The sequence below is a fragment of the Micromonospora sp. L31 genome (assembly GCF_052068075.1).
GTDB lineage: Bacteria > Actinomycetota > Actinomycetes > Mycobacteriales > Micromonosporaceae > Micromonospora > Micromonospora purpureochromogenes.
On sequence record NZ_JBQHDC010000007.1, the window covers coordinates 141,297 to 159,628 of the forward strand.

General features: G+C 74.7%; 20 protein-coding genes. 7 read left to right on the top strand and 13 right to left on the bottom strand.

Going from position 1 to position 18,332, the window contains the following annotated elements; all coding sequences use genetic code 11:
* Positions 1–13 precede the first annotated feature (13 nt).
* The 3 genes from ACTMS9_RS20485 to ACTMS9_RS20495 all read right to left on the bottom strand — a co-directional run bounded on the left by ACTMS9_RS20485 (position 14) and on the right by ACTMS9_RS20495 (position 2,511).
* A complete protein-coding gene (locus ACTMS9_RS20485; RefSeq protein ID WP_210774230.1) occupies positions 14–223 on the bottom strand; it encodes a DUF397 domain-containing protein in 210 nt (69 codons plus the stop codon).
* Between the two features lie 154 nt (positions 224–377).
* Complete coding sequence (gene fahA / locus ACTMS9_RS20490; protein WP_441165712.1) at positions 378–1,577, bottom strand: fumarylacetoacetase; 1,200 nt, start codon at positions 1,575–1,577, stop codon at positions 378–380.
* A 76-nt stretch (positions 1,578–1,653) separates the two neighbouring features.
* Positions 1,654–2,511: a hypothetical protein gene (locus ACTMS9_RS20495; RefSeq protein ID WP_441142014.1), complete on the bottom strand. Its 858-nt coding sequence runs from the start codon at positions 2,509–2,511 to the stop codon at positions 1,654–1,656.
* 94 nt (positions 2,512–2,605) lie between these two features.
* Between ACTMS9_RS20495 and ACTMS9_RS20500 the strand changes: the two genes are divergently transcribed.
* On the top strand, positions 2,606–3,772 hold the full coding sequence (locus ACTMS9_RS20500; protein ID WP_441142013.1) for a homogentisate 1,2-dioxygenase: 1,167 nt from the start codon (positions 2,606–2,608) through the stop codon (positions 3,770–3,772).
* 8 nt (positions 3,773–3,780) lie between these two features.
* Here the strand turns inward: ACTMS9_RS20500 and ispF are convergent, their stop codons facing one another.
* The 3 genes from ispF to ACTMS9_RS20515 are packed head-to-tail and all read right to left on the bottom strand — an operon-like array spanning position 3,781 to position 5,516.
* Positions 3,781–4,263, bottom strand: coding sequence for a 2-C-methyl-D-erythritol 2,4-cyclodiphosphate synthase (gene ispF, locus ACTMS9_RS20505; protein WP_441142012.1), 483 nt, complete (start codon positions 4,261–4,263; stop codon positions 3,781–3,783).
* A 16-nt stretch (positions 4,264–4,279) separates the two neighbouring features.
* A complete protein-coding gene (gene ispD, locus ACTMS9_RS20510) occupies positions 4,280–4,975 on the bottom strand; it encodes a 2-C-methyl-D-erythritol 4-phosphate cytidylyltransferase (protein WP_441165713.1) in 696 nt (231 codons plus the stop codon).
* Positions 4,976–5,030: 55 nt separating this feature from the next.
* Complete coding sequence (locus ACTMS9_RS20515; protein ID WP_088959974.1) at positions 5,031–5,516, bottom strand: CarD family transcriptional regulator; 486 nt, start codon at positions 5,514–5,516, stop codon at positions 5,031–5,033.
* Positions 5,517–5,843: 327 nt separating this feature from the next.
* On the opposite strand from ACTMS9_RS20515, the gene ACTMS9_RS20520 reads away from it, so the two are divergent.
* Positions 5,844–6,581 (top strand): hypothetical protein, encoded by a 738-nt coding sequence (locus tag ACTMS9_RS20520; RefSeq protein ID WP_441142010.1) that lies wholly within the window; start codon positions 5,844–5,846, stop codon positions 6,579–6,581.
* An 83-nt stretch (positions 6,582–6,664) separates the two neighbouring features.
* On the opposite strand, the gene ACTMS9_RS20525 is transcribed toward ACTMS9_RS20520, so the two are convergent.
* From ACTMS9_RS20525 to ACTMS9_RS20540, 4 genes are all read right to left on the bottom strand, one after another.
* On the bottom strand, positions 6,665–7,291 hold the full coding sequence (locus tag ACTMS9_RS20525) for a hypothetical protein (RefSeq protein WP_441142009.1): 627 nt from the start codon (positions 7,289–7,291) through the stop codon (positions 6,665–6,667).
* A 9-nt stretch (positions 7,292–7,300) separates the two neighbouring features.
* Positions 7,301–8,368 (bottom strand): type III polyketide synthase, encoded by a 1,068-nt coding sequence (locus ACTMS9_RS20530; protein WP_441142008.1) that lies wholly within the window; start codon positions 8,366–8,368, stop codon positions 7,301–7,303.
* A gap of 368 nt (positions 8,369–8,736) precedes the next feature.
* Positions 8,737–9,903, bottom strand: coding sequence for an acyl-CoA dehydrogenase family protein (locus tag ACTMS9_RS20535; protein ID WP_441165714.1), 1,167 nt, complete (start codon positions 9,901–9,903; stop codon positions 8,737–8,739).
* Positions 9,904–9,943: 40 nt separating this feature from the next.
* The gene (locus tag ACTMS9_RS20540) at positions 9,944–10,702 is read right to left on the bottom strand and encodes a methyltransferase domain-containing protein (RefSeq protein WP_441165715.1); all 759 of its coding nucleotides are present in this window, start codon (positions 10,700–10,702) and stop codon (positions 9,944–9,946) included.
* Between the two features lie 45 nt (positions 10,703–10,747).
* On the opposite strand from ACTMS9_RS20540, the gene ACTMS9_RS20545 reads away from it, so the two are divergent.
* The 4 genes from ACTMS9_RS20545 (at position 10,748) to disA (ending at position 15,352) form a co-directional block, all read left to right on the top strand.
* Positions 10,748–11,590, top strand: a complete 843-nt coding sequence (locus ACTMS9_RS20545; RefSeq protein WP_441142006.1) for a UbiA family prenyltransferase — start codon at positions 10,748–10,750, stop codon at positions 11,588–11,590.
* Between the two features lie 141 nt (positions 11,591–11,731).
* Positions 11,732–12,484: a hypothetical protein gene (locus ACTMS9_RS20550; protein ID WP_441142005.1), complete on the top strand. Its 753-nt coding sequence runs from the start codon at positions 11,732–11,734 to the stop codon at positions 12,482–12,484.
* A gap of 85 nt (positions 12,485–12,569) precedes the next feature.
* On the top strand, positions 12,570–14,027 hold the full coding sequence (radA, locus tag ACTMS9_RS20555; RefSeq protein ID WP_441142004.1) for a DNA repair protein RadA: 1,458 nt from the start codon (positions 12,570–12,572) through the stop codon (positions 14,025–14,027).
* 143 nt (positions 14,028–14,170) lie between these two features.
* The gene (disA, locus tag ACTMS9_RS20560; protein WP_350797415.1) at positions 14,171–15,352 is read left to right on the top strand and encodes a DNA integrity scanning diadenylate cyclase DisA; all 1,182 of its coding nucleotides are present in this window, start codon (positions 14,171–14,173) and stop codon (positions 15,350–15,352) included.
* 9 nt (positions 15,353–15,361) lie between these two features.
* Here the strand turns inward: disA and ACTMS9_RS20565 are convergent, their stop codons facing one another.
* The 3 genes from ACTMS9_RS20565 to ACTMS9_RS20575 form a co-directional block, all read right to left on the bottom strand.
* The gene (locus ACTMS9_RS20565) at positions 15,362–16,090 is read right to left on the bottom strand and encodes a hypothetical protein (RefSeq protein ID WP_441142003.1); all 729 of its coding nucleotides are present in this window, start codon (positions 16,088–16,090) and stop codon (positions 15,362–15,364) included.
* Positions 16,091–16,197: 107 nt separating this feature from the next.
* Entirely contained in the window at positions 16,198–16,761 is a 564-nt protein-coding gene (locus tag ACTMS9_RS20570) for a peptide deformylase (RefSeq protein ID WP_441142002.1), read from the bottom strand.
* Positions 16,758–17,270, bottom strand: coding sequence for a glycine cleavage system protein R (locus ACTMS9_RS20575; protein ID WP_088959964.1), 513 nt, complete (start codon positions 17,268–17,270; stop codon positions 16,758–16,760). Before ACTMS9_RS20575 ends, ACTMS9_RS20570 begins: the two co-directional genes overlap by 4 nt.
* A 96-nt stretch (positions 17,271–17,366) precedes the next feature.
* Here ACTMS9_RS20575 and ACTMS9_RS20580 point away from each other — a divergent pair, with 96 nt between their 5' ends.
* Positions 17,367–18,272, top strand: coding sequence for an A/G-specific adenine glycosylase (locus ACTMS9_RS20580; protein ID WP_441165716.1), 906 nt, complete (start codon positions 17,367–17,369; stop codon positions 18,270–18,272).
* Positions 18,273–18,332 lie beyond the last annotated feature (60 nt).

Sequence of the window (18,332 nt, forward strand, 5' to 3'; positions counted from 1 at the left end):
GATCAGGCGCGAGTCAGGGGCGGAAGCCACCCTGGCGGATCGCCCCGACGAACGCCGTCCAGCCCGGCGGGCCGACGACGAGCACCGGCCCGTCCGGGTCCTTGGAATCACGTATCCCGACCACACCCCGGTCGCGTGCGAGGTTGTCCGCCACCTCCACGCAGAGCCCTTGATCATTTGACCGACTACTGGTGCGCCAGACCGCGCCCACGAGATCGTCCATGCCCGTACCTCCTGTCCGCTGGGATGTGCCATGCCGGTCACGACCCACGCCGCCCCGGGACGGGACGGCGTGGAGTGGTGACCGAATCCGGTCGATCAAACGCGGCAGGAGGGCCGGCCGGTCGCACAGCCGGTGCGACCGGCAGATACGCGACTCAGCGGGCCGGCAGGATCCGCCCGGTGACCTCGCCCAGGGCGACGGTGGTGCCGTCCGGGCCGGGGGCGGTGGCCCGGATGGTGACGGTGTCGCCGTCCTCCAGGAAGGTGCGGGTCTCGCCGCCGCCGACCTTGACCGGCTCGGCGCCGCCCCAGGTCAGCTCCAGGAACGAGCCGACCTGGCCGCGGTCCGGGCCGGACACGGTGCCGGAGGCGTAGAGGTCGCCGGTGCGCAGCGAGGCCCCGTTGACGGTGAGGTGGGCGAGCTGCTGGGCGGGCGTCCAGTACATGGTCGCGAACGGCGGTTCGGCCACCCGCTCGCCGTTCCACTCCACCGCGAGGCGCAGGTCCAACCCCAGGTGCGGGGTGTCGCGCAGGTAGTCCTGCACCGGCGGGTCCTGCTCCGGCGCCGGCACGAACGCGTCGGCGAGCGCGTCCAGCGGAGTCACCCAGGCCGAGATCGAGGTGGCGAAGGACTTGCCCAGGAACGGGCCGAGCGGCTGGTACTCCCAGGCCTGGATGTCCCGGGCGGACCAGTCGTTGACCAGCACCACACCGAAGACGTGGTCGGTGAAGTCGGCGGCGGCGACCCGGTCGCCGAGGGCGCTCGGCACACCGACCACGAAACCCACCTCGGCCTCGATGTCGAGGCGTACGGAGGGGCCGGCGGTCGGGCCCTGCGCGGTGGCGCGCTGCCCGGTGGGGCGGACCACCGGGGTGCCGGAGACGACCACCGTGCCGGCGCGGCCGTGGTAGCCGATCGGCAGGTGCTTCCAGTTCGGCAGCAGCGGCGGCTGGCCGGGGCGGAAGATCTGGCCGACGTTCGAGGCGTGGTGCTCGGAGGAGTAGAAGTCGACGTAGTCCGCCACCTCGAACGGCAGCAGCAGCTCCACCTCGTCGAGCGGGACCAGCAGCGGCTCCACCGCCGCCCGGTGCGCGGTGTCGGTGAGCAGTTCGACGATCCGCTGCCGCACCGCCGTCCACTGCGGACGGCCCAGCGCCATGAAGTCGTTGAGGGTGGGGCGGCCCAGCGCCCCGGCGGCGAGCACCAGGCCGGCCGCCTCCGCGCCGGCCAGGTCGAGCACGAGATCGGCGATGCGTACGCCGATCCGCGGCCCGCGCCCGCCGGCCCGGAACACCCCGTACGGCAGGTTGGTCACCCCGTACGGCGAACCGTCGGCACCCGTCACCCAGCTCATGCCGCCACTCCGCTCCGCTCCGTGCCGCCATGAGGCACCATCGCACTGCGCCTGCTGATTCGCTCGCTGCGCTCGCTCATCGGTCGTCTCCCACGTTCACCAGCCCCAGCCGGATCAGATCGGTCAGTGGTTCCAGGATGCTGCACGAGCCGAAGCCGACCCAGAGCGGGCGCTCCTCGTCGCGCCGCGCCCGCGCCTGCTCGACCAGGGGCAGCGGGTCGGTCGCGGCGAGCAGGGCGGCGACGGCGTCCACCTCGGCACCCTGGGCGGCGGCGAGCGTCGCGGCCAGCACGTTGCCGAAGCCGTGGTGGGTGAAGCCGGTCTCCGGGTCGAGGTGGCGCAGCGCGTGGTGCAGCCCGGCGGTCAGCTTGAACGGCAGGCGCCGGTCGCGGCAGGCGCAGATCACCGCGGCCAGCTCGACCGGGGTGGGGAAGAGTTCGGCGGCCAGTCCGCCGGTGCGGAACTTCGCCGCGACCGGCAGCCCGTCGGCCCGCGCCCCGGCCAGGGTGTCCAGCGCGCCGGTGAGCCCGAAGGTCAGCGGGACCTCGGCGTAGACGTCGACATTGGTCAGCCGCTCGGCGAGCTTCAGCAGCTCGGCCAGGCCGGGCTGCGGGTCCTCGCCGCGCTTGGCGACCGCCGCCTCGACCTGACGGACGGTGATCCGGGGGTCGGTCCCGGCGAGCGCCGCGTCGAGCCGCCCGATCGGCAGGTCACCGATGACGCCGACGGCGATCCGTTCGCCGGGGCCGAGCAGGTCGGCCAGGGCCGGCAGCGTCGAGGCGGGCAGCAGCAGCGGGCCGACCATGTCGGCGTACCAGGCGGCGCGGTGCTCGCGGTGCGCGGCGACGGCGTCCGGCAGGGACGCGCTGCCGGGCGGGAAGACGGCGGCGTCGTCGACGAGGCCGGCGAAGAGGCGGGGCACCTGCGTTGACACGAGACAAGAATCTACGGGACGCTACAAGGAACGGACAACAGCGTCCGATTATCGGACGTCACCGGCCGGAGAACGGGACATAACGGGAGGCGACATGCCGTACTACCGCAGCGTCGGCGAGGTGCCCCGCAAGCGGCACACCCAGTTCCGCCAGCCCGACGGCAGCCTCTATGCCGAGGAGCTGATGGGCCAGGAGGGCTTCTCCTCCGACTCTTCCCTGCTCTACCACCGGTACGCGCCCACCGCGATCGTCGCCGCCGAGGAGTTCACCCCGCCGGCGTACACCCGGGTGCCGAACCTCCCGCTCAAGCCGCGCCACCTGCGTACCCACAAGCTCGACGGCACCGGCGCGGACCCGGTCCTCGGCCGGCGCTACCTGCTGGCCAACGACGACGTGCGGATCGCGTACGTGCTGGCCGACCGGCCGTCCCCGCTCTACCGCAACGCCACCGGCGACGAGTGCCTCTACGTGGAGGCCGGCACGCTGCGGGTGGAGTCGACCTTCGGCGTGCTCGACGCGATCGCCGGCGACTACGTGATCATCCCCACCTCCACCGTGCACCGGCTGGTGCCGACCGGCGACGCCCCCACCCGGCTGCTCGCCGTCGAAGCCAGCGGCCACATCGGCCCGCCCAAGCGCTACCTGTCGGTGCGCGGCCAGTTCCTGGAGCACTCGCCGTACTGCGAGCGGGACGTCCGGGGACCGGACGCGCCGCTGCTGGTCGACGGCACCGACGTCGAGGTGCTGGTACGCCACCGGCGCGGGTGGACTAAGCACGTCTACGCGAACCACCCGTTCGACGTGGTCGGCTGGGACGGGCACATGTACCCGTGGGCCTTCTCCATCCACGACTTCGAGCCGATCACCGGCCGGATCCACCAGCCGCCGCCCGTGCACCAGACCTTCCAGGGCCCGAACTTCGTCATCTGCTCGTTCGTCCCGCGCAAGGTGGACTACCACCCGGACGCCATCCCGGTGCCGTACAACCACCACAACGTCGACTCCGACGAGATGCTCTTCTACACCGGCGGCAACTACGAGGCCCGGCGCGGTTCCGGCATCGAGCAGGGCTCCATCTCGCTGCACCCGTCGGGCTTCACCCACGGGCCGCAGCCGGGTGCGGCGGAGCGCTCCATCGGCGTCGACTTCTTCGACGAGCTGGCCGTCATGGTGGACACCTTCCGCCCGCTCGACCTCTGCGACGCGGCCGGCGAGTGCGAGGACGAGGGGTACGCCTGGACCTGGTCCCGGCGCCCCTGACGGCCCCCTCAGGCGGTCGGCGCCTCGTACACCAGGGCCACCGCGACGCCGGCGAGCCCCTCGCCGCGTCCGGTGAAGCCGAGCCCGTCGCTGGTCGCGGCGGAGACGGTGACCGGCGCGCCGACCGCCGCGGAGAGCACCCGCTGCGCCTCCTCCCGGCGCGGCCCGATCTTCGGACGGTTGCCGACCACCTGGACCGAGACGTTGCCGATCTCGAAGCCGGCCGACCGGACCCGCCGGGCCGACTCGCTCAACAGCGCCACCCCGGAGGCGCCGGCCCACTCGGGCTGGTCGACGCCGAAGTTCGCGCCGAGATCACCGAGCCCGGCGGCGGAGAGCAGCGCGTTGCAGGCGGCGTGCGCGACCACGTCGGCGTCGGAGTGACCGGCCAGGCCGTCCTGGCCCGGCCAGTGCAGTCCGGCCAGCCAGCAGGCCCGGCCGGGCGCGAAGGCGTGGATGTCGGTGCCGACGGCCACCCGAGGAACGATCATGAGCCGAGGGTACGCGTCAGAGGCCGGCGGCCAGCAGGTGCTCGGCGAGCGCGAGGTCGAACGGGCGGGTGACCTTCAGCGCGTACTCCGAGCCGGGCACGCAGAACACCGGTACGCCCTGCTTCTCGACCAGCCCGGCGTCGTCGGTGAGCGAATCACCCGCCGCGGCGTGCGCGGCGGTCAGCACGCTCCGGCGGAAGCCCTGCGGGGTCTGCACCGCGCGCAGCGCGGAGCGGTCGACGGTGCCGAGCACAACCTCGCCCGCGCCGACCTCCTTGATCGTGTCGACCACCGGGAGCACCGGGATCACCGCGTGGTGCCCGGCGCGGACCGCCCCGGCCACCGACTCGACCAGCTCCGGTGGGGTGAGCGCGCGGGCGGCGTCGTGCACGAGCACGATGTCGGGCCCTAGTGGCACGGCGGCCAGGGCGGCCGCCACGGACGCCTGCCGCTCCGCACCGCCGGGCACGACCAGCACCGGCGCCACGGGTGCTAGCAGCCGCCGGACCGCATCCAGTTCGGCCGCCGGAGCGGCCACCACGATGGTGTGCACCGACGGCGCGGCCGCGATCCGGCGTACCGCGTGCACCAGCAGCGGCTCGCCGCCCAGCAGGCGCAGCGCCTTCGGCGCGCCCGGGCCGAGGCGTACCCCGGCACCGGCCGCAGGCACGAGGACCGCGACGTCACCGCGCGGGTTCAGCTGCGCGGTCACGTCGCGGTCCTGGTGGTTTCTTTGCTGCGGGACGGGTACGACGATGCCGTGGGGACTAGGCCTCGCCCAGCACCTTGTCGAGCAGCGTCTCCGCCTCGTCCTTGGTGCTCTTCTCGGCCAGCGCGACCTCGCCGACGAGAATGTCGCGGGCCTTGGCGAGCATGCGCTTCTCGCCCGCGGACAGGCCCCGCTCCCGCTCCCGGCGCCACAGGTCGCGAACGACCTCGGCGACCTTCAGCGGGTTGCCGGAGGCCAACTTCTCCAGATTCGCCTTGTAACGCCGCGACCAGTTGGTCGGCTCCTCGGTGTGCGGTGCACGGAGCACGTCGAAGACCTTGCCGAGGCCCTCTTCGCCGACCACCTCGCGCACGCCCACGATCTCGGCGTTCTCAGCGGGCACCCGGACCGTCAGGTCACCCTGCGCGACCCTCAGGACGAGGTATTCCCTGGGCTCGCCCTTGATGACCCGAGTCTCGATTGCCTCGATGAGTGCGGCCCCGTGGTGGGGGTAAACAACGGTCTCGCCGACACTGAAAACCATAGGTTCGAAACCCCTTTCGCTGTGTCTAGGGTAACACGCTCAGGCACCGATGTCTCACCGCTGTCCTGACCGTTGGCGCAGCTCAGGGGCCCTGTGAGAGGTATTTCTTCAGCTTGACAGGCAGTCAAACCGATGGTTCGAGCACGCTCCGTGACGAACGGATGACAACCCGGTACGGGTGATCGGAGCGTGGATTTCTCGGGCTATGCGCTTTTCCCATGGTAGCCCGGCAGCGCCCGGCCCGCCCAGGTCTGGCGGCAGGAGGGGCGGTGCGGGACGCTGGAGGGGTACCGCTGTCCGCTCACGAGCCACTTTGCCGGGGGTCCGATGGGCATGCCTGACGCAGAGGGCCACGGCCCGTCCGACGGGCTGCCCGACCTGCCACCGGAGTGGGGTCGGGTGGTCGTACCGGACGACGCGTCGGCGCTGGCCGAAGAGGCCGAGCAGCTCCGTCGCGAGCTGCGGCGCCGCACCTCCGGCGCGCGCTGGCGCCGGCGGTTGGGCCTGACCCCGCGCGCCGACGGCCGGCCACCCCTCGCCCTGCCCGTGCTGATCCTGGTGGTGGCCCTGCTCACCACCATCGGCGGCCTGCTCGCCGTCACCTGGCCCCGCTCGCCCCGGGGCACCGAGCGGCCGACCGTCCTGCCGTATCCCTCGTCCACCTCGCCCGGCACGCTGACCGGCCGGCCACTGCCGGCGCTGGACCTGGTCGACGCCGGCCAGTCGCCGGTGCCGCTGCGGCGGCTGCTGCCCGCGATGATCATCCTGGTGGACGCCTGCGCCTGCGCCGAACAGGTCGCCGCGGCGGAGGCCGCCGCACCCGCCGGCGTCTCGGTGGTCACCGTCACCGGCGGCCGTACGGTCGGCCCCGACCCCGTTCCCGGCGGCCCCGTACGCGCCCTCGCCGACCCGGCTGGCGGCGTACGGGCGGCCCTGCACCTCGACCCCCGCCCCGGCGTCGCCACCGCGCTGCTGGTCGACCGCTCCGGCACGGTCCAGCGGGTGATCCCCGACCTGGCCATCGCCGGCGACTACCGCGCCGACCTCGCCCGACTGGTCCGCTGACCCCCGCTCGGAGCGTGCGTCGCGGGCCCGCCGTGGCCCGGCACGGTCACGGCCGATCACGCGACGCGACCGGGAGGCTCGGCTCAGGGGACGGCGACGAGCTCCGCCTGCACCTGGACCGGCCGGGGGCCGACGGCGGAGAACTCGATCCGGGTCGGCGCGGACTGCGCGGGCAGGGCGGGCCCCGGCTCCATCGGGTGGGACAGGTCGAGCTCACCCCGCTCGCCGTCGCAGGTCGTCCGGGCGGTGTCCGTGGTCGGGCCACGGACGATCGAGATCAGCAGCTCGCCCGGGCCGGTGCAGCGGTACTGCAACAGGTGCCGCGCCCCGTCGGGCAGCGACTCCCGGCGTACCGGTTCCTGACCCGGGGTCAGCGTCAGGTGCTCCCGCCAGAGAGTGTCGGTGAACCGGGGCAGTGTCAGGTAGCTTCCCTCGCCCGGCAGCTCGGTCGCCTCGATGACGCGGCCGGTCTCGCCGTCGATGTGGACCCGGACGGCCGTGCCGGGGTGGGCGGCCAGCAGCTCGTCGAGGGTCTGCGGCGAACGGGACGGGACGACGCCGCGCGGTGCCGGGCTCGCGCCGACCGACACCCCGGGCGGGCCGGTGGCCGGCGAGTTGGCCCACCACCAGGCTCCGCCCGCCGCCACGGCGAGCAGGGCGGCCGCCGCCAGCAGCTCGCCACGCAGCCGGTCGTCGGCCCGGTCGTCCACCCGGCGAGCCTAACCGCGACGTTCCAGCAGGGCGGCGTAGAGGGTGAGGCCCGGCCCGAAGGCCAGCATCACGATCCGCCGCGGCGGCACGGCAGCCCGCACCAGTCGGTCCAGGATCAGCAGCACCGTCGGGGACGAACAGTTGCCGTGCTCGTCCAACGTCGCCCGGGAGGCCGCGAGGGCCTCCGGCGGCAGGGCCAGCTCGCGCTCCACCACGTTGAGGATGCGCGGGCCGCCCGGGTGCACCGCCCAGCCGTCCAGCTCGGCGATGCCCGTGCCGTGGCGGGCCAGCAGGTCGTCGACCAGCCCGCGAACGTGCGTGGAGAGCACCTGCGGGACCTTCGGCGACAGGCCCATCCGGAAACCGGTGTCGGTGACGTCCCAGGTCATGTGGTCGGCGGTGGAGGTGTCGGTGACCGAGGTGACCTCGCGCACCGCGTACCCGCCGGGCGATCCGGGGCCGGCCGCGCCGGGGACCACCACCGCGGCGACCGCGGCGTCGGAGAAGAGCGCGTGCGAGACGATCTGCTGGGTGTCCATCCGCGCGCTGGCCGGCTGGATGTGCAGGCTGGTCAGCTCGGCGCAGAGCAGCAGCGCCGGGCGCCCCCGCGCGGTGACGAAGTCGGCCGCCGCGCCGAGCCCGGGCAGCGCGGCGTAGCAGCCCATGTGCCCGACGAACATCCGCTGCGTGTCGGGGGCCATGCCCAGGTCCCGGGCGAGCAGGATGTCCAGCCCTGGCGTGGCGTACCCGGTGCAGGAGCAGACCACGAAGAGCCCGATGTCGCCGGCGGCGAGACCGGCCGAGGTCAACGCCCGGCCCACCGCCTCCTTGCCCAGCGGCAGCGCCTCGACCTGGTAGCGACGCATCCGGCGCTCGGTCGGCCACTCGGAGACGTCCTCCAGCAGCGGGTTCACCGCCGCCTGCCGGCGGGTCACGCCGGAGTTGGCGAAGATCCGCTCGGCCAGCGCCCGGGTGGTGCCGGAGAAGTGCCGGGAGAAGAAGCCCTCCCAGAGCTCGTCCTGTGCGGCGCCCGGCGGCTGTGCCGTACCGAGTCCCGCGATCACTGGTACGGCCATGTCCCCCACCTCTCGTCCACGACTGCACGCCCGGCGACCGCCCCCGCCCCAGGAACGACCACCCCCACCGCCTTCACCGTGCCGCCTCCCGCTCGGGCTGCGGGGCTAGCCGAGCCGGCGAACTCCTCGCCCTCACCGTCCCGCCCTCCGTTCGGGCTGCGGGGCTCGCAAACCCGGCGAACTCCTCGCCCTCACCGTCCCGCCCTCCGTTCGGGCTGCGGGGCTCGCAAACCCGGCGAACTCCTCGCCCTCACCGTCCCGCCCTCCGTTCGGGCTGCGGGGCTCGCAAACCCGGCGAACTCCTCGCCCTCACCGTCCCGCCCTCCGTTCGGGCTGCGGGGCTCGCAAACCCGGCGAACTCCTCGCCCTCACCAACGAGGGGTCGATCCGTCGCGATCCGGGTCCCCGCCCAACGCCGCGATGCCGAGCCAGTCCGCGCAGACGTCCGAGGTCGCGGGGTGCAGCGACCCGCAGCGGGCGTCCCGGTAGAGCCGCTCCAGCGGGTGGCCCCGTCGGGTCGCCGACGTGCCGGCCGCCTCCAGCACGGACGCCGCCACGTCGGCCGCGGTCGTCCCGGCGAGCAGCTTGGCCCGCCAGACCCAACGGTTGGTCTCGGCGTCACCGGGGGCCTTGTCGACCCGGCGGGCCGCCTCCGCCACCACCAGCTGCGCCGCCGCCACCGCCGCGTCGGCCCGACCCAACCTGGCCCGTACCGCCGGCAGGCCGGCCAGGTTGCGGGCGTTCAGGTGCTCGGCCGCCGCGTCCACCGCCGCCCGGGCCACCCCGACGTAGACGGCGGCGTAGCTGGCCACCAGCCAGTGCGGCATCAGCTGGGCCACCACCAGCGCCAGCCCCTCCACCCCACCGAGCAGCCGGTCCGCCGGGACGGTCACGTCCAGGTGCAGGTCGTGCGAGGAGGTGGCCCGCATGCCGAGCGAGTCCCAGGTCGGCTCCACGGTCAGCCCCTCGCCGGCCGGCACCAGGAACTGGGAGACCACCGACTGGTCGGCGGCGCTGCGCGCGGCCACCAGATAGCCGTCCGGGTGCCCGGCGCCGGAGCAGAAGGTCTTGCTGCCCTTGACGTGCCAGCCGCCGTCGACCGGCTCGTAGACCGTGCTGAGCTGGGACAGCCGCGCGCCCGCGCCGCGTTCGCTCATCGCGACCGCGTACCAGGAGCCCTCGGCCGCCGCGCGGAGCAGGCGGTCCCGGGCGGCCAGCGCCTCGTCGGGTACGCCCAGCGCCTCGGCCAGTTCCTCGGTGACCGCGCCCAGCGCGCCGGTGACCGAGGCGTGCATGTTGAACACCAGCGCGGTCGCGCCGTTGCCCCGGGCCAGCTCGGTGGCGACGGCCGCGTACTCGGCGAAGGTGGCGCCCGCCCCACCCAGCTCGCGCGGCACCATCAGCCCGAAGAGCCCGGCCTCGCGCAGATCGGCGAAGTCGTCCACGGGGAACGAGCCGTCCCGGTCGTGCCGTGCCGCCCGCGCGGCGAACCGGGGCGCCAACCGGCGGGCCGCCTCCAGCGCGTTCACCGTCATCTCGCCCCCTCCTGCGTCCCTGTACCCCCGGGCGGTCCGGTTACCCGTGCCGCACCCCGTGTCCCTGGTAGAGCACGGCGACCGACCGGGTCGGCTTGATCCGGGGCTGCCGCCCGTCGACCGTCCCGGAAGGACGGCCGCGGGCCCGCCGGACGAGCCAGGCCAGCGTCCCACGCAGGCTCGGCCGGATGCCCCGGATCCGCAGGTGGACGCCGTGCCGCGCGCACTCGGCCACCAGCTCCCGAGCGTCCACGAACAACCGTGGATCGTGGATGCCCCGGGGGACCGTCGGCAGCCGCTCCCCGATGCGTACCGCCACCAGCCGGGCCAGCGCGGTGTCGTTGAGGGTGTCCAGCACCAGCAGACCGCCGGGGCGCAGCAGCCGGCACGCCTCGGCCACCACGCGCCGCCAGTCCGGTACGTGCTCCAGCAGCTCGCCGGCGGCCACCACGTCGGCACAGCGGTCGACCAGCGGCACCGCCGTGGCGTCGCCGTTGACCACCGTCACCCCGTGCGCGGCGGCCTGCTCCAGCGCGGACCGGGTCAGGTCGACCCCGACGTGCCGGTAGCCCTTGCCGGCCAGGTGCGGGGCGAGCAGCCCGGCACCGCAGCCCAGGTCGACCAGCAGGGCGTCGGGCCGGGTGGCGGGCGGCACCAGGGCGGCGCGGGACCGGGCCAGCCAGTGCAGCATGGCGAACGCGCCGTCCGGTCGCCACCATTCGCCGGCCAGGTCGTCGTACTGACGGGGGTCGTTGGGAGGCAGGACGCGCGGCGGAGTGGACACGGGACCGTTCCGCATGGACCGAGCGTGGCACGACTCCCCGGTAACGACCAGACTTCCCTTATGTCGTCGACGGTGTTAGGGCTGGTCAGGGCGAGCCATCCGGAGCCGTCCGCGGCGGTCACCGCGGTCTCCGGTCTGCTCGCGTGGGGGGCCGGACACTCCCCGACCGGCGTCGCCGCGGTCACCGCGACGGTGCTGGCCAGCCAACTCGCCGTCGGCTGGACCAACGACGCGCTGGACGCCGGGCGGGACGCCGCGGTGGGGCGTACCGACAAGCCGGTCGCCGCGGGCGCGGTGAGCCGGCGCACGGTGGCGGTGGGCGCGGTGCTCGCGGCCCTGGCGACCCCGCTGCTGGCGGTGACCACCAACCCGACCGCCGCGCTCTGGGTCACGATCGCCCTGGTCTCGGCGCTGCTCTACGACTGGCCGCTGAAGTCCAGCCCGGTCTCCGTGCTGCCGTACGCGGTCTCCTTCGGGGCGCTGCCCGCCTTCGTGGTGCTGGCCCTGCCCGGCGCGCCCGCGCCACCGGCGTGGCTGGTCGCCGCCGGGGCCTGCCTCGGCGCGGGGGCCCATTTCGCCAACGTCCTGCCGGACCTCGCCGACGACGCGCGCACCGGGGTGCGCGGGCTGCCGCACCGGCTCGGCCCGGCGGGCAGCCGGGTCGCCGCCGCCGCGCTGCTGCTGGCCGCGACGGTCGCCCTGGTCGTCGGGCCGCCCGGGCCCCCTTCCTGGCTGGGCCTGTCGGCCGTGGCGGCCGCCGCCGTGGTGCCACCGCTCGGCTGGTACGGCGGGCGGCGCGGCGCAGGCGAGGCCGGCGGACGGCCGGTGACGGCTTTCCGGGCGGTGATGGTGGTGGCCCTGATCGATGTGGTGCTGCTGGTCGCGAGCGGTCGGGTGATCTGACCGGCACCCGGCCAGGTGGCAATACCGGGTCGCCGTGCGACCGTCGATCAGCCCCAACTACCCTGGAGCGCGGTCTGCGCGGGTATGACCACCCCGCGCCCGGGGTACGGCCGGGTGGGGATCGTGACGAGGAGGACCGACGTGACGCGCTCGATCAGGGGTTCCCGGCGGGCGGCCCTGCTGCTGTCCGGCATGGCGGCGGCGACCGCCCTGCTGGCGACGGGATGCGGGGCCGGCCAGGTGGCCGAGACCGCCAACAAGGCGCCGTCGATCCAGGGCATCAACGTCGAGACTCCGGACAACGCCTACAAGGTGCGCGGCCTCTACGTGGAGTACCCCGGCACCGAGGGCCTGCGCACCGGCGCGAACGCCGCGCTCAACGCCGTGATCTACAACGACACGCGGGACCCGGTGACCGTGACCGTCACCACGGACAGCGCGCGCGAAGTCGTGATCACCGGCAAGCCGGGCTCGACGCCCCCGCCGGAAGGCACCGAGCCGTCGCCGAGCGCGTCGCCGTCGGAGAGCGCCTCCCACGCCGAGAGCCCGTCGCCGTCCGGCTCGGCCTCGGCCAGCCCGTCGGAGAGCGCCACGGCCAGCCCCAGCCCCTCGGCCCCGGCCGGCCAGCCGGCCCGCTTCGAGATCCCGGCGCAGAGCTACGTGCAGCTCAACGTGCAGGGTGGCCGTTACCTCCAGCTCGTCGGGCTGACCGAGGCGCTGCGCGTCGGCCAGCAGGTCAACCTGACCTTCGACTTCGGCAACGGCAGGACGATCCAGACCGGCGCGCCGGTCGGCGTGCCGCTGACCCCGGCCGCCCCGGTCTCCCCGATCATCGAGCGCGAGGGCGGCCACGAGGGCGGTGGCGAGGAGGGCGGCTCCGGCCACGGCGGCTGATCCCCGCACGGAACTGTCGGCACCGCCGGCGTGGTGACCACCACGCCGGCGGTGTTTCGTCGTACCAGGGGGTTAGCGTCCTGTGGTGACCACCTCCCGATCGACCCCGGCACGGGGTGGCGCGGCCTCCGGCGCCTCCCGCGGCCGGGCCGCCCGCGAGCCCCGCCCGGCCTACGAGTGCGACGCCTGCGGGCACCAGCCACCCAAGTGGGTGGGGCGCTGCCCCGAGTGCGGTGAGTGGGGCTCGGTGGTCGAGTGCACGGTGACCGGGCCGATGGTCTCCGGCCGGGTGGTCAGCTCCCGGCTGCCGGCCGAGCCGGCCCGGCCGATCGCCACGATCAGCGCCGCCCCCGCCCGGGCCCGGCCCACCGGGGTCAGCGAGCTCGACCGGGTCCTCGGCGGCGGCCTCGTGCCCGGCGCGGTGGTGCTGCTCGCCGGCGAGCCCGGGGTCGGCAAGTCGACGCTGCTGCTCGACGTGGCCCAGCAGTGGGCCGCCGGCGCGGGCAGCCCTTCCCTGGTGGTCAGCGGCGAGGAGTCGGTCAGCCAGGTCCGGCTGCGCGCCGAGCGGATGGGCACCCTGCACGACCAGCTCTACCTGGCCGCCGAGAGCGACCTGAGCGCGGTGCTCGGCCACCTCGACGCGGTCAAGCCGGGGCTGCTGGTGCTCGACTCGGTGCAGACCATCTCCACCACCGGCACCGAGGGGGTGCCGGGCGGGGTCACCCAGGTCCGGGCGGTCACCGCCGCCCTGGTCGCCGTCGCCAAGGAGCGCGGCATCGCCACCGTGCTGGTCGGCCACGTCACCAAGGACGGCCAGGTCGCCGGTCCCCGGGTGCTGGAGCACCTGGTCGACGTGGTGCTGCACTTCGAGGGCGACAAGCACTCGTCGCTGCGGATGGTCCGGGGCGTCAAGAACCGGTTCGGCGCCGCCGACGAGGTCGGCTGCTTCGAGATGCACGAGGGGGGCATCAGCAGCCTCGCCGACCCGTCCGGGCTCTTCCTGACCCGCTACTCGGAGCCGGTGCCCGGCACCTGCGTGACGGTCGCGATGGAGGGGCGGCGGGCCCTGGTCACCGAGGTGCAAGCGCTGATCGGCGCGACGGTCGCCGGCTCGCCGAGGCGGACGGTCTCCGGGCTGGACGGGGCCCGGCTGGCCATGGTGCTGGCCGTGCTCCAGCGCCGCACCGAGCGGCTGACGCTGCACGACCGGGAGGTGTTCGCCGCCACCGTCGGCGGCATCCGGGTGGTGGAGCCGGCGGCCGACCTGGCCGTCGCCCTGGCCGTCGCGTCCGGCGGGCTCAACCTGGCCATCGCCCCCAACCTGGTGGCGATCGGCGAGGTCGGGCTGACCGGCGAGGTGCGGCGGGTGGGCGCGGTCCCCCGCCGGCTGGCGGAGGCGGCCCGGCTCGGCTTCCGGGTGGCGCTGGTGCCGCAGGGCTGCGGGCCCGGCAGCACCGGGGCGGGCCCGGACAACATGCGAGTGATGGAGGTCACGGACGTGCGCTCGGCGCTACAGTGTGTCGCCCGCGCATCCGCCGAATGACCGACGGTGGCCGCCGGGGCCGGACCGCGCGGGCCATACCGGACAGGCCCGGCACAGCCGCCGGCACTTCAGGGATCCGACGCCGTGACACATCACAGTAACCACGACAGCACCCACCGCACGGCAGTCCGTAGACTGTGCGCGTGCCGATCGACCGCGATACCACCAAGCCTGCCGGCGCGACGCCCCACGCCCGCACCGCTGCCGTGGGCTCGCCCGCCCGCCCGATCAGCGTGAGCGTGACCGGGGGCGCCGGGAGCGCCGGCGATCCGCTGCGGGCGAACCTCGCCCTGATGGCGCCCGGCACCGCGCTGCGCGACGGCCTCGAGCGGATCCTCCGGGGCCGCACCGGCGCCCTGATCGTGCTCGGCTACGACAAGGTCGTCGACCAGATCTGCACCGGCGGATTCCCGATGGACGTCGAGTTCTCGGCCACCCGGGTCCGCGAGCTGTGCAAGATGGACGGTGCCGTGGTGCTCTCCAGCGACGGCACCCGGATCGTCCAGGCGGGCGTGCACCTGATGCCCGACCCGTCCATCCCGACCGAGGAGTCCGGCACCCGGCACCGCACCGCGGAGCGGGTCGCCCGACAGACCGGCTATCCGGTCATCTCGGTCAGCCAGTCCATGCGGATCATCAGCCTCTACGTCAACGGCCAGCGGCACGTCCTGGACGACTCGGCGGCCATCCTGTCCCGGGCCAACCAGGCGCTGGCCACCCTGGAGCGCTACAAGCTCCGCCTGGACGAGGTCTCCGGCACCCTCTCCGCGCTGGAGATCGAGGACCTGGTCACCGTCCGCGACGCGGTCGCGGTGGTGCAGCGGCTGGAGATGGTCCGCCGGATCGCCGACGAGATCGCCGGGTACGTGGTGGAGCTGGGCACCGACGGCCGGCTGCTCGCCCTCCAGCTCGACGAGCTGATGGCCGGCGTGGACGCCGACCGCACCCTGGTCATCCGCGACTACCTGCCCACCGGCCGCAAGTCGCGCACCCTGGACGAGGCGCTGGTCGAGCTGGACCTGCTCGGCGCCACCGAACTGATCGACCTGGTCTCGGTGGCCAAGGCGATCGGCTACCCGGCCGCCTCCGACGCCCTCGACGCGGCGGTCAGCCCGCGTGGCTTCCGGCTGCTGGCCAAGGTGCCCCGGCTGCCGGTGGCGATCGTCGACCGGCTGGTCGTGCACTTCGGCAGCCTCCAGCGGCTCCTCGGCGCCACCGTGGAGGACCTCCAGGCCGTCGACGGGGTCGGCGACGCCCGGGCCCGGGGCGTACGGGAGGGGCTGTCCCGGCTCGCCGAGGCGTCCATCCTGGAGCGGTACGTCTGACCGGTCCGGTCAGCCGGTGATGACCAGCTTCACGGGCTCGCTGAGCTTGGTGCCGACCCGGGCGAAGACCTGGTACGTCCCGGCGGGCGGGTTCGGCCCGGCGGCCACCCCGCCGGCGCACCGGCTGACGTCCTTGCCGTTCCAGGTCAGTTGGTAGGAGCGCTCGAAGCCCGGGGTGAACGACTGCACGTCCGAGCCCTTGCCGGTGCCGCAGGTGTCCGACGACCAGACCTTCTCCGCGCCCCGCTTGATGTAGAGCTCCTGGAGGTCGGCCCCGACGTCCCGGCTGCAGGTCCGCTGGGCGGTGTTCTTGACCCGCAGCGTCAGGTCGACCAGGGCGCCCCGGCGCACCTCGGACGGGAGCGCCTGCGACGTCACGCTGAGCTCGGCGTCCGTGCAGGTGCCGTCGTCCACCACGGTCGGGCCGGCGGGCACGACGGGCGGCGCGGCCGGCGGCGCGGTGGTCGTACCCGGATCCCCGGCCGGACCGCCTCCGGAGTCCGGCGCCTCCGGCGTGGCCGTCGGTGCGGCGGAGCCGGAAGCGGGCGCCGAACCGGTCGGTGCCGGATCGACGGCCGGCGACGTCGGGGTGGACCTCGCCCGCGGTGTCGTGGCGGTGTCCCCCGACTGGTTGCAGGAATAGAGCAGGACAATCAGGAAGAGAAGCCCCGCTCCGAGTACCACGGCGCGACGCCGCCAGTACACGGCGGATGGCAGGGGACCGACCGTCAGACGCATGATGCCCCCACCGTAGCGGCGCACCCCACTCCGACCCGTCGCGACGCGCCGGACACCGCCCGGATCACCGCCTCCACCCTCCACTCACGACAGCCGGCGGCGGCCGGTCACAGGTAGACCTTGCGCTGGTAGACGGCGTGCGCGCCGGCGACCCGATCGAGGAAGAGCAGCCCCGAGCAGTGATCGATCTCGTGTTGCAGCGCGCGCGCCTCGAAGCCGTCGGTGACCAGCCGCACCGGCTTCCCGGTGCCGGGCAGGTCCGCCTCCACCACCAGCCGGCTGGCCCGCTTCACGTCCCCGGTCAGGTCCGGCACCGACATGCAGCCCTCCCGCCCCGGCTTCCACCGGGTCGCCTCGACCACCCGCGCGTTGCAGAGCACGAAGGTGCCGTGCACGGTGACCGCCTTCGGGTGACCCGTGACGTCCACGGCGAACACCTGCGCGCCCACGCCCACCTGCGGGGCGGCCAGCCCCACGCAGCCCGGCGAGACCCGCATGGTGGCGATCAGGTCGGCGGCCAGCTGGACGGTCTCCACCGCGGTGGGGTCGACCGCGCCACCGGGCCGGCTGAGCACCGGGTGCGGGGCGGCGACCACCTGACGTACCTCGCCGGGCAGGGCCAGCGTCTCCGGAGTCCAGTCGCCGAGGCCGGCGTACTCCTCCTCGCTCACAGCAGGTCCGGGTCGGCCGGCCGCAGGGACACCTCGACGCCCAGCTCGGCGGCGGTGGCCGCGAGGCGTCCGGCCAGCTCGTCCGCGCTGCCCGGCGGCAGGTCCACCTCGGCCACCACCACGTAGAGCGAACCGGCGAGCCGGGTGCTCAGGTCGGTCACGTTGCCGCCGGCGTCGGCGAGCACCCGGGTCATCGCCGCCACGATGCCCATCCGGTCCGCGCCGTGCACCGCCATCACGTACGGCTCCCCGGCCCGCGCCGCCACCCCGTCGGGCGTGACCGCGCGTACCGTGGCCAGCAGCTGGCCGTCGGCGGCGAGCGGGGCCAGGGCGGCCTCCACCTCGGCGGCGGCCGGGCCGACGCAGATCAGGGTCATCGCGAAGTGACCGCGCAGCCGGGTCATGGTGGAGTCGGTGAGGTTCGCGCCGAGCCGGGCGAGCACCTCGGCGACGTCGGCCACGATGCCCGGCCGGTCCCGGCCGATGACGGTGATCGCGAGCTCGTTCATCCGGGCATTCTGCACGATCCGCGTCGGCGGGCCGCGTCGCCCCGCCCGGGTCGCCCATCCAGCGGGACCGTCCCGCGTGACATCATCGGCGACGCGATGAGTGAACCGACTTTCGCCACCCTGGTCAGCCGGTGGTACGAGGAGAACGCCCGCGACCTGCCCTGGCGCGAGCCCGGGGTCGGCGCCTGGGCGATCCTGGTCAGCGAGGTGATGCTCCAGCAGACCCCGGTGGTCCGGGTGCTGCCCGCCTGGCGGGCCTGGCTGGACCGCTGGCCCGACCCGGCCGCGCTGGCCGCCGACACGCCGGCCGAGGCGATCCGGATGTGGGGCCGGCTCGGCTACCCCCGTCGGGCGGTACGGCTGCGCGACTGCGCGGTGGCGATCGTCGAACGGCACGGCGGCGCGGTGCCCGACAAGCTGGACCAGCTGCTGGCGCTGCCCGGCGTCGGCACGTACACGGCGCGGGCGGTGGCGGCCTTCGCGTACGGGCAACGGCACCCGGTGGTGGACACCAACGTCCGGCGGGTGGTGTCCCGGGCGGTGGCCGGCGAGCCGGACGCCGGACCGGCCACCCGACCGGCCGACCTGGTCGCCTGCGAGGAGCTGCTGCCGCTCGAACCGGCCGCCGCCGCGCTGGCCAGTGCGGCGTTCATGGAACTCGGCGCGGTGGTGTGCACGGCCCGCTCGCCGCGCTGCCCGGCCTGCCCGGTCGAGTCGGTCTGCGCGTGGCGGGCCTCCGGCCAGGAGGCGCCCGCCGGCCCGACCCGACGCCCCCAGCGGTACGCCGGCACCGACCGGCAGGTGCGCGGGCTGCTGCTCGGAGTGCTCCGGGAGACCACCGGCCCGGTCCCGCACCAGCGCCTCGACCAGGTGTGGAGCGACGACGTACAGCGGGCGCGGGCGCTGGCCGGGCTGGTCACCGACGGACTGGTGGAACCGGTCGGCGAGGCGGCCTTCCGCCTGGTCGGCGACGGCCCCGCCACCCCACTCCCCCGCCCCTGACCCCGCCTCCGCTCCGGGTGCCTGGCCCGGCTTCGACGCCGTTTGCGGTGTGTCGCGGTG

Excerpts from the sequence above, each read along its gene's own strand:
- ACTMS9_RS20485 (WP_210774230.1), bottom strand. The coding sequence starts at position 223 with ATGGACGATCTCGTGGGCGCGGTCTGGCGCACCAGTAGTCGGTCAAAT.
- fahA (WP_441165712.1), bottom strand. The coding sequence starts at position 1,577 with ATGAGCTGGGTGACGGGTGCCGACGGTTCGCCGTACGGGGTGACCAAC.
- ACTMS9_RS20500 (WP_441142013.1), top strand. The coding sequence starts at position 2,606 with ATGCCGTACTACCGCAGCGTCGGCGAGGTGCCCCGCAAGCGGCACACC.
- ispF (WP_441142012.1), bottom strand. The coding sequence starts at position 4,263 with ATGATCGTTCCTCGGGTGGCCGTCGGCACCGACATCCACGCCTTCGCG.
- ACTMS9_RS20515 (WP_088959974.1), bottom strand. The coding sequence starts at position 5,516 with ATGGTTTTCAGTGTCGGCGAGACCGTTGTTTACCCCCACCACGGGGCC.
- ACTMS9_RS20520 (WP_441142010.1), top strand. The coding sequence starts at position 5,844 with ATGGGCATGCCTGACGCAGAGGGCCACGGCCCGTCCGACGGGCTGCCC.
- ACTMS9_RS20530 (WP_441142008.1), bottom strand. The coding sequence starts at position 8,368 with ATGGCCGTACCAGTGATCGCGGGACTCGGTACGGCACAGCCGCCGGGC.
- ACTMS9_RS20535 (WP_441165714.1), bottom strand. The coding sequence starts at position 9,903 with ATGACGGTGAACGCGCTGGAGGCGGCCCGCCGGTTGGCGCCCCGGTTC.
- ACTMS9_RS20540 (WP_441165715.1), bottom strand. The coding sequence starts at position 10,702 with ATGCGGAACGGTCCCGTGTCCACTCCGCCGCGCGTCCTGCCTCCCAAC.
- ACTMS9_RS20545 (WP_441142006.1), top strand. The coding sequence starts at position 10,748 with ATGTCGTCGACGGTGTTAGGGCTGGTCAGGGCGAGCCATCCGGAGCCG.
- ACTMS9_RS20565 (WP_441142003.1), bottom strand. The coding sequence starts at position 16,090 with ATGCGTCTGACGGTCGGTCCCCTGCCATCCGCCGTGTACTGGCGGCGT.
- ACTMS9_RS20575 (WP_088959964.1), bottom strand. The coding sequence starts at position 17,270 with ATGAACGAGCTCGCGATCACCGTCATCGGCCGGGACCGGCCGGGCATC.
- ACTMS9_RS20580 (WP_441165716.1), top strand. The coding sequence starts at position 17,367 with ATGAGTGAACCGACTTTCGCCACCCTGGTCAGCCGGTGGTACGAGGAG.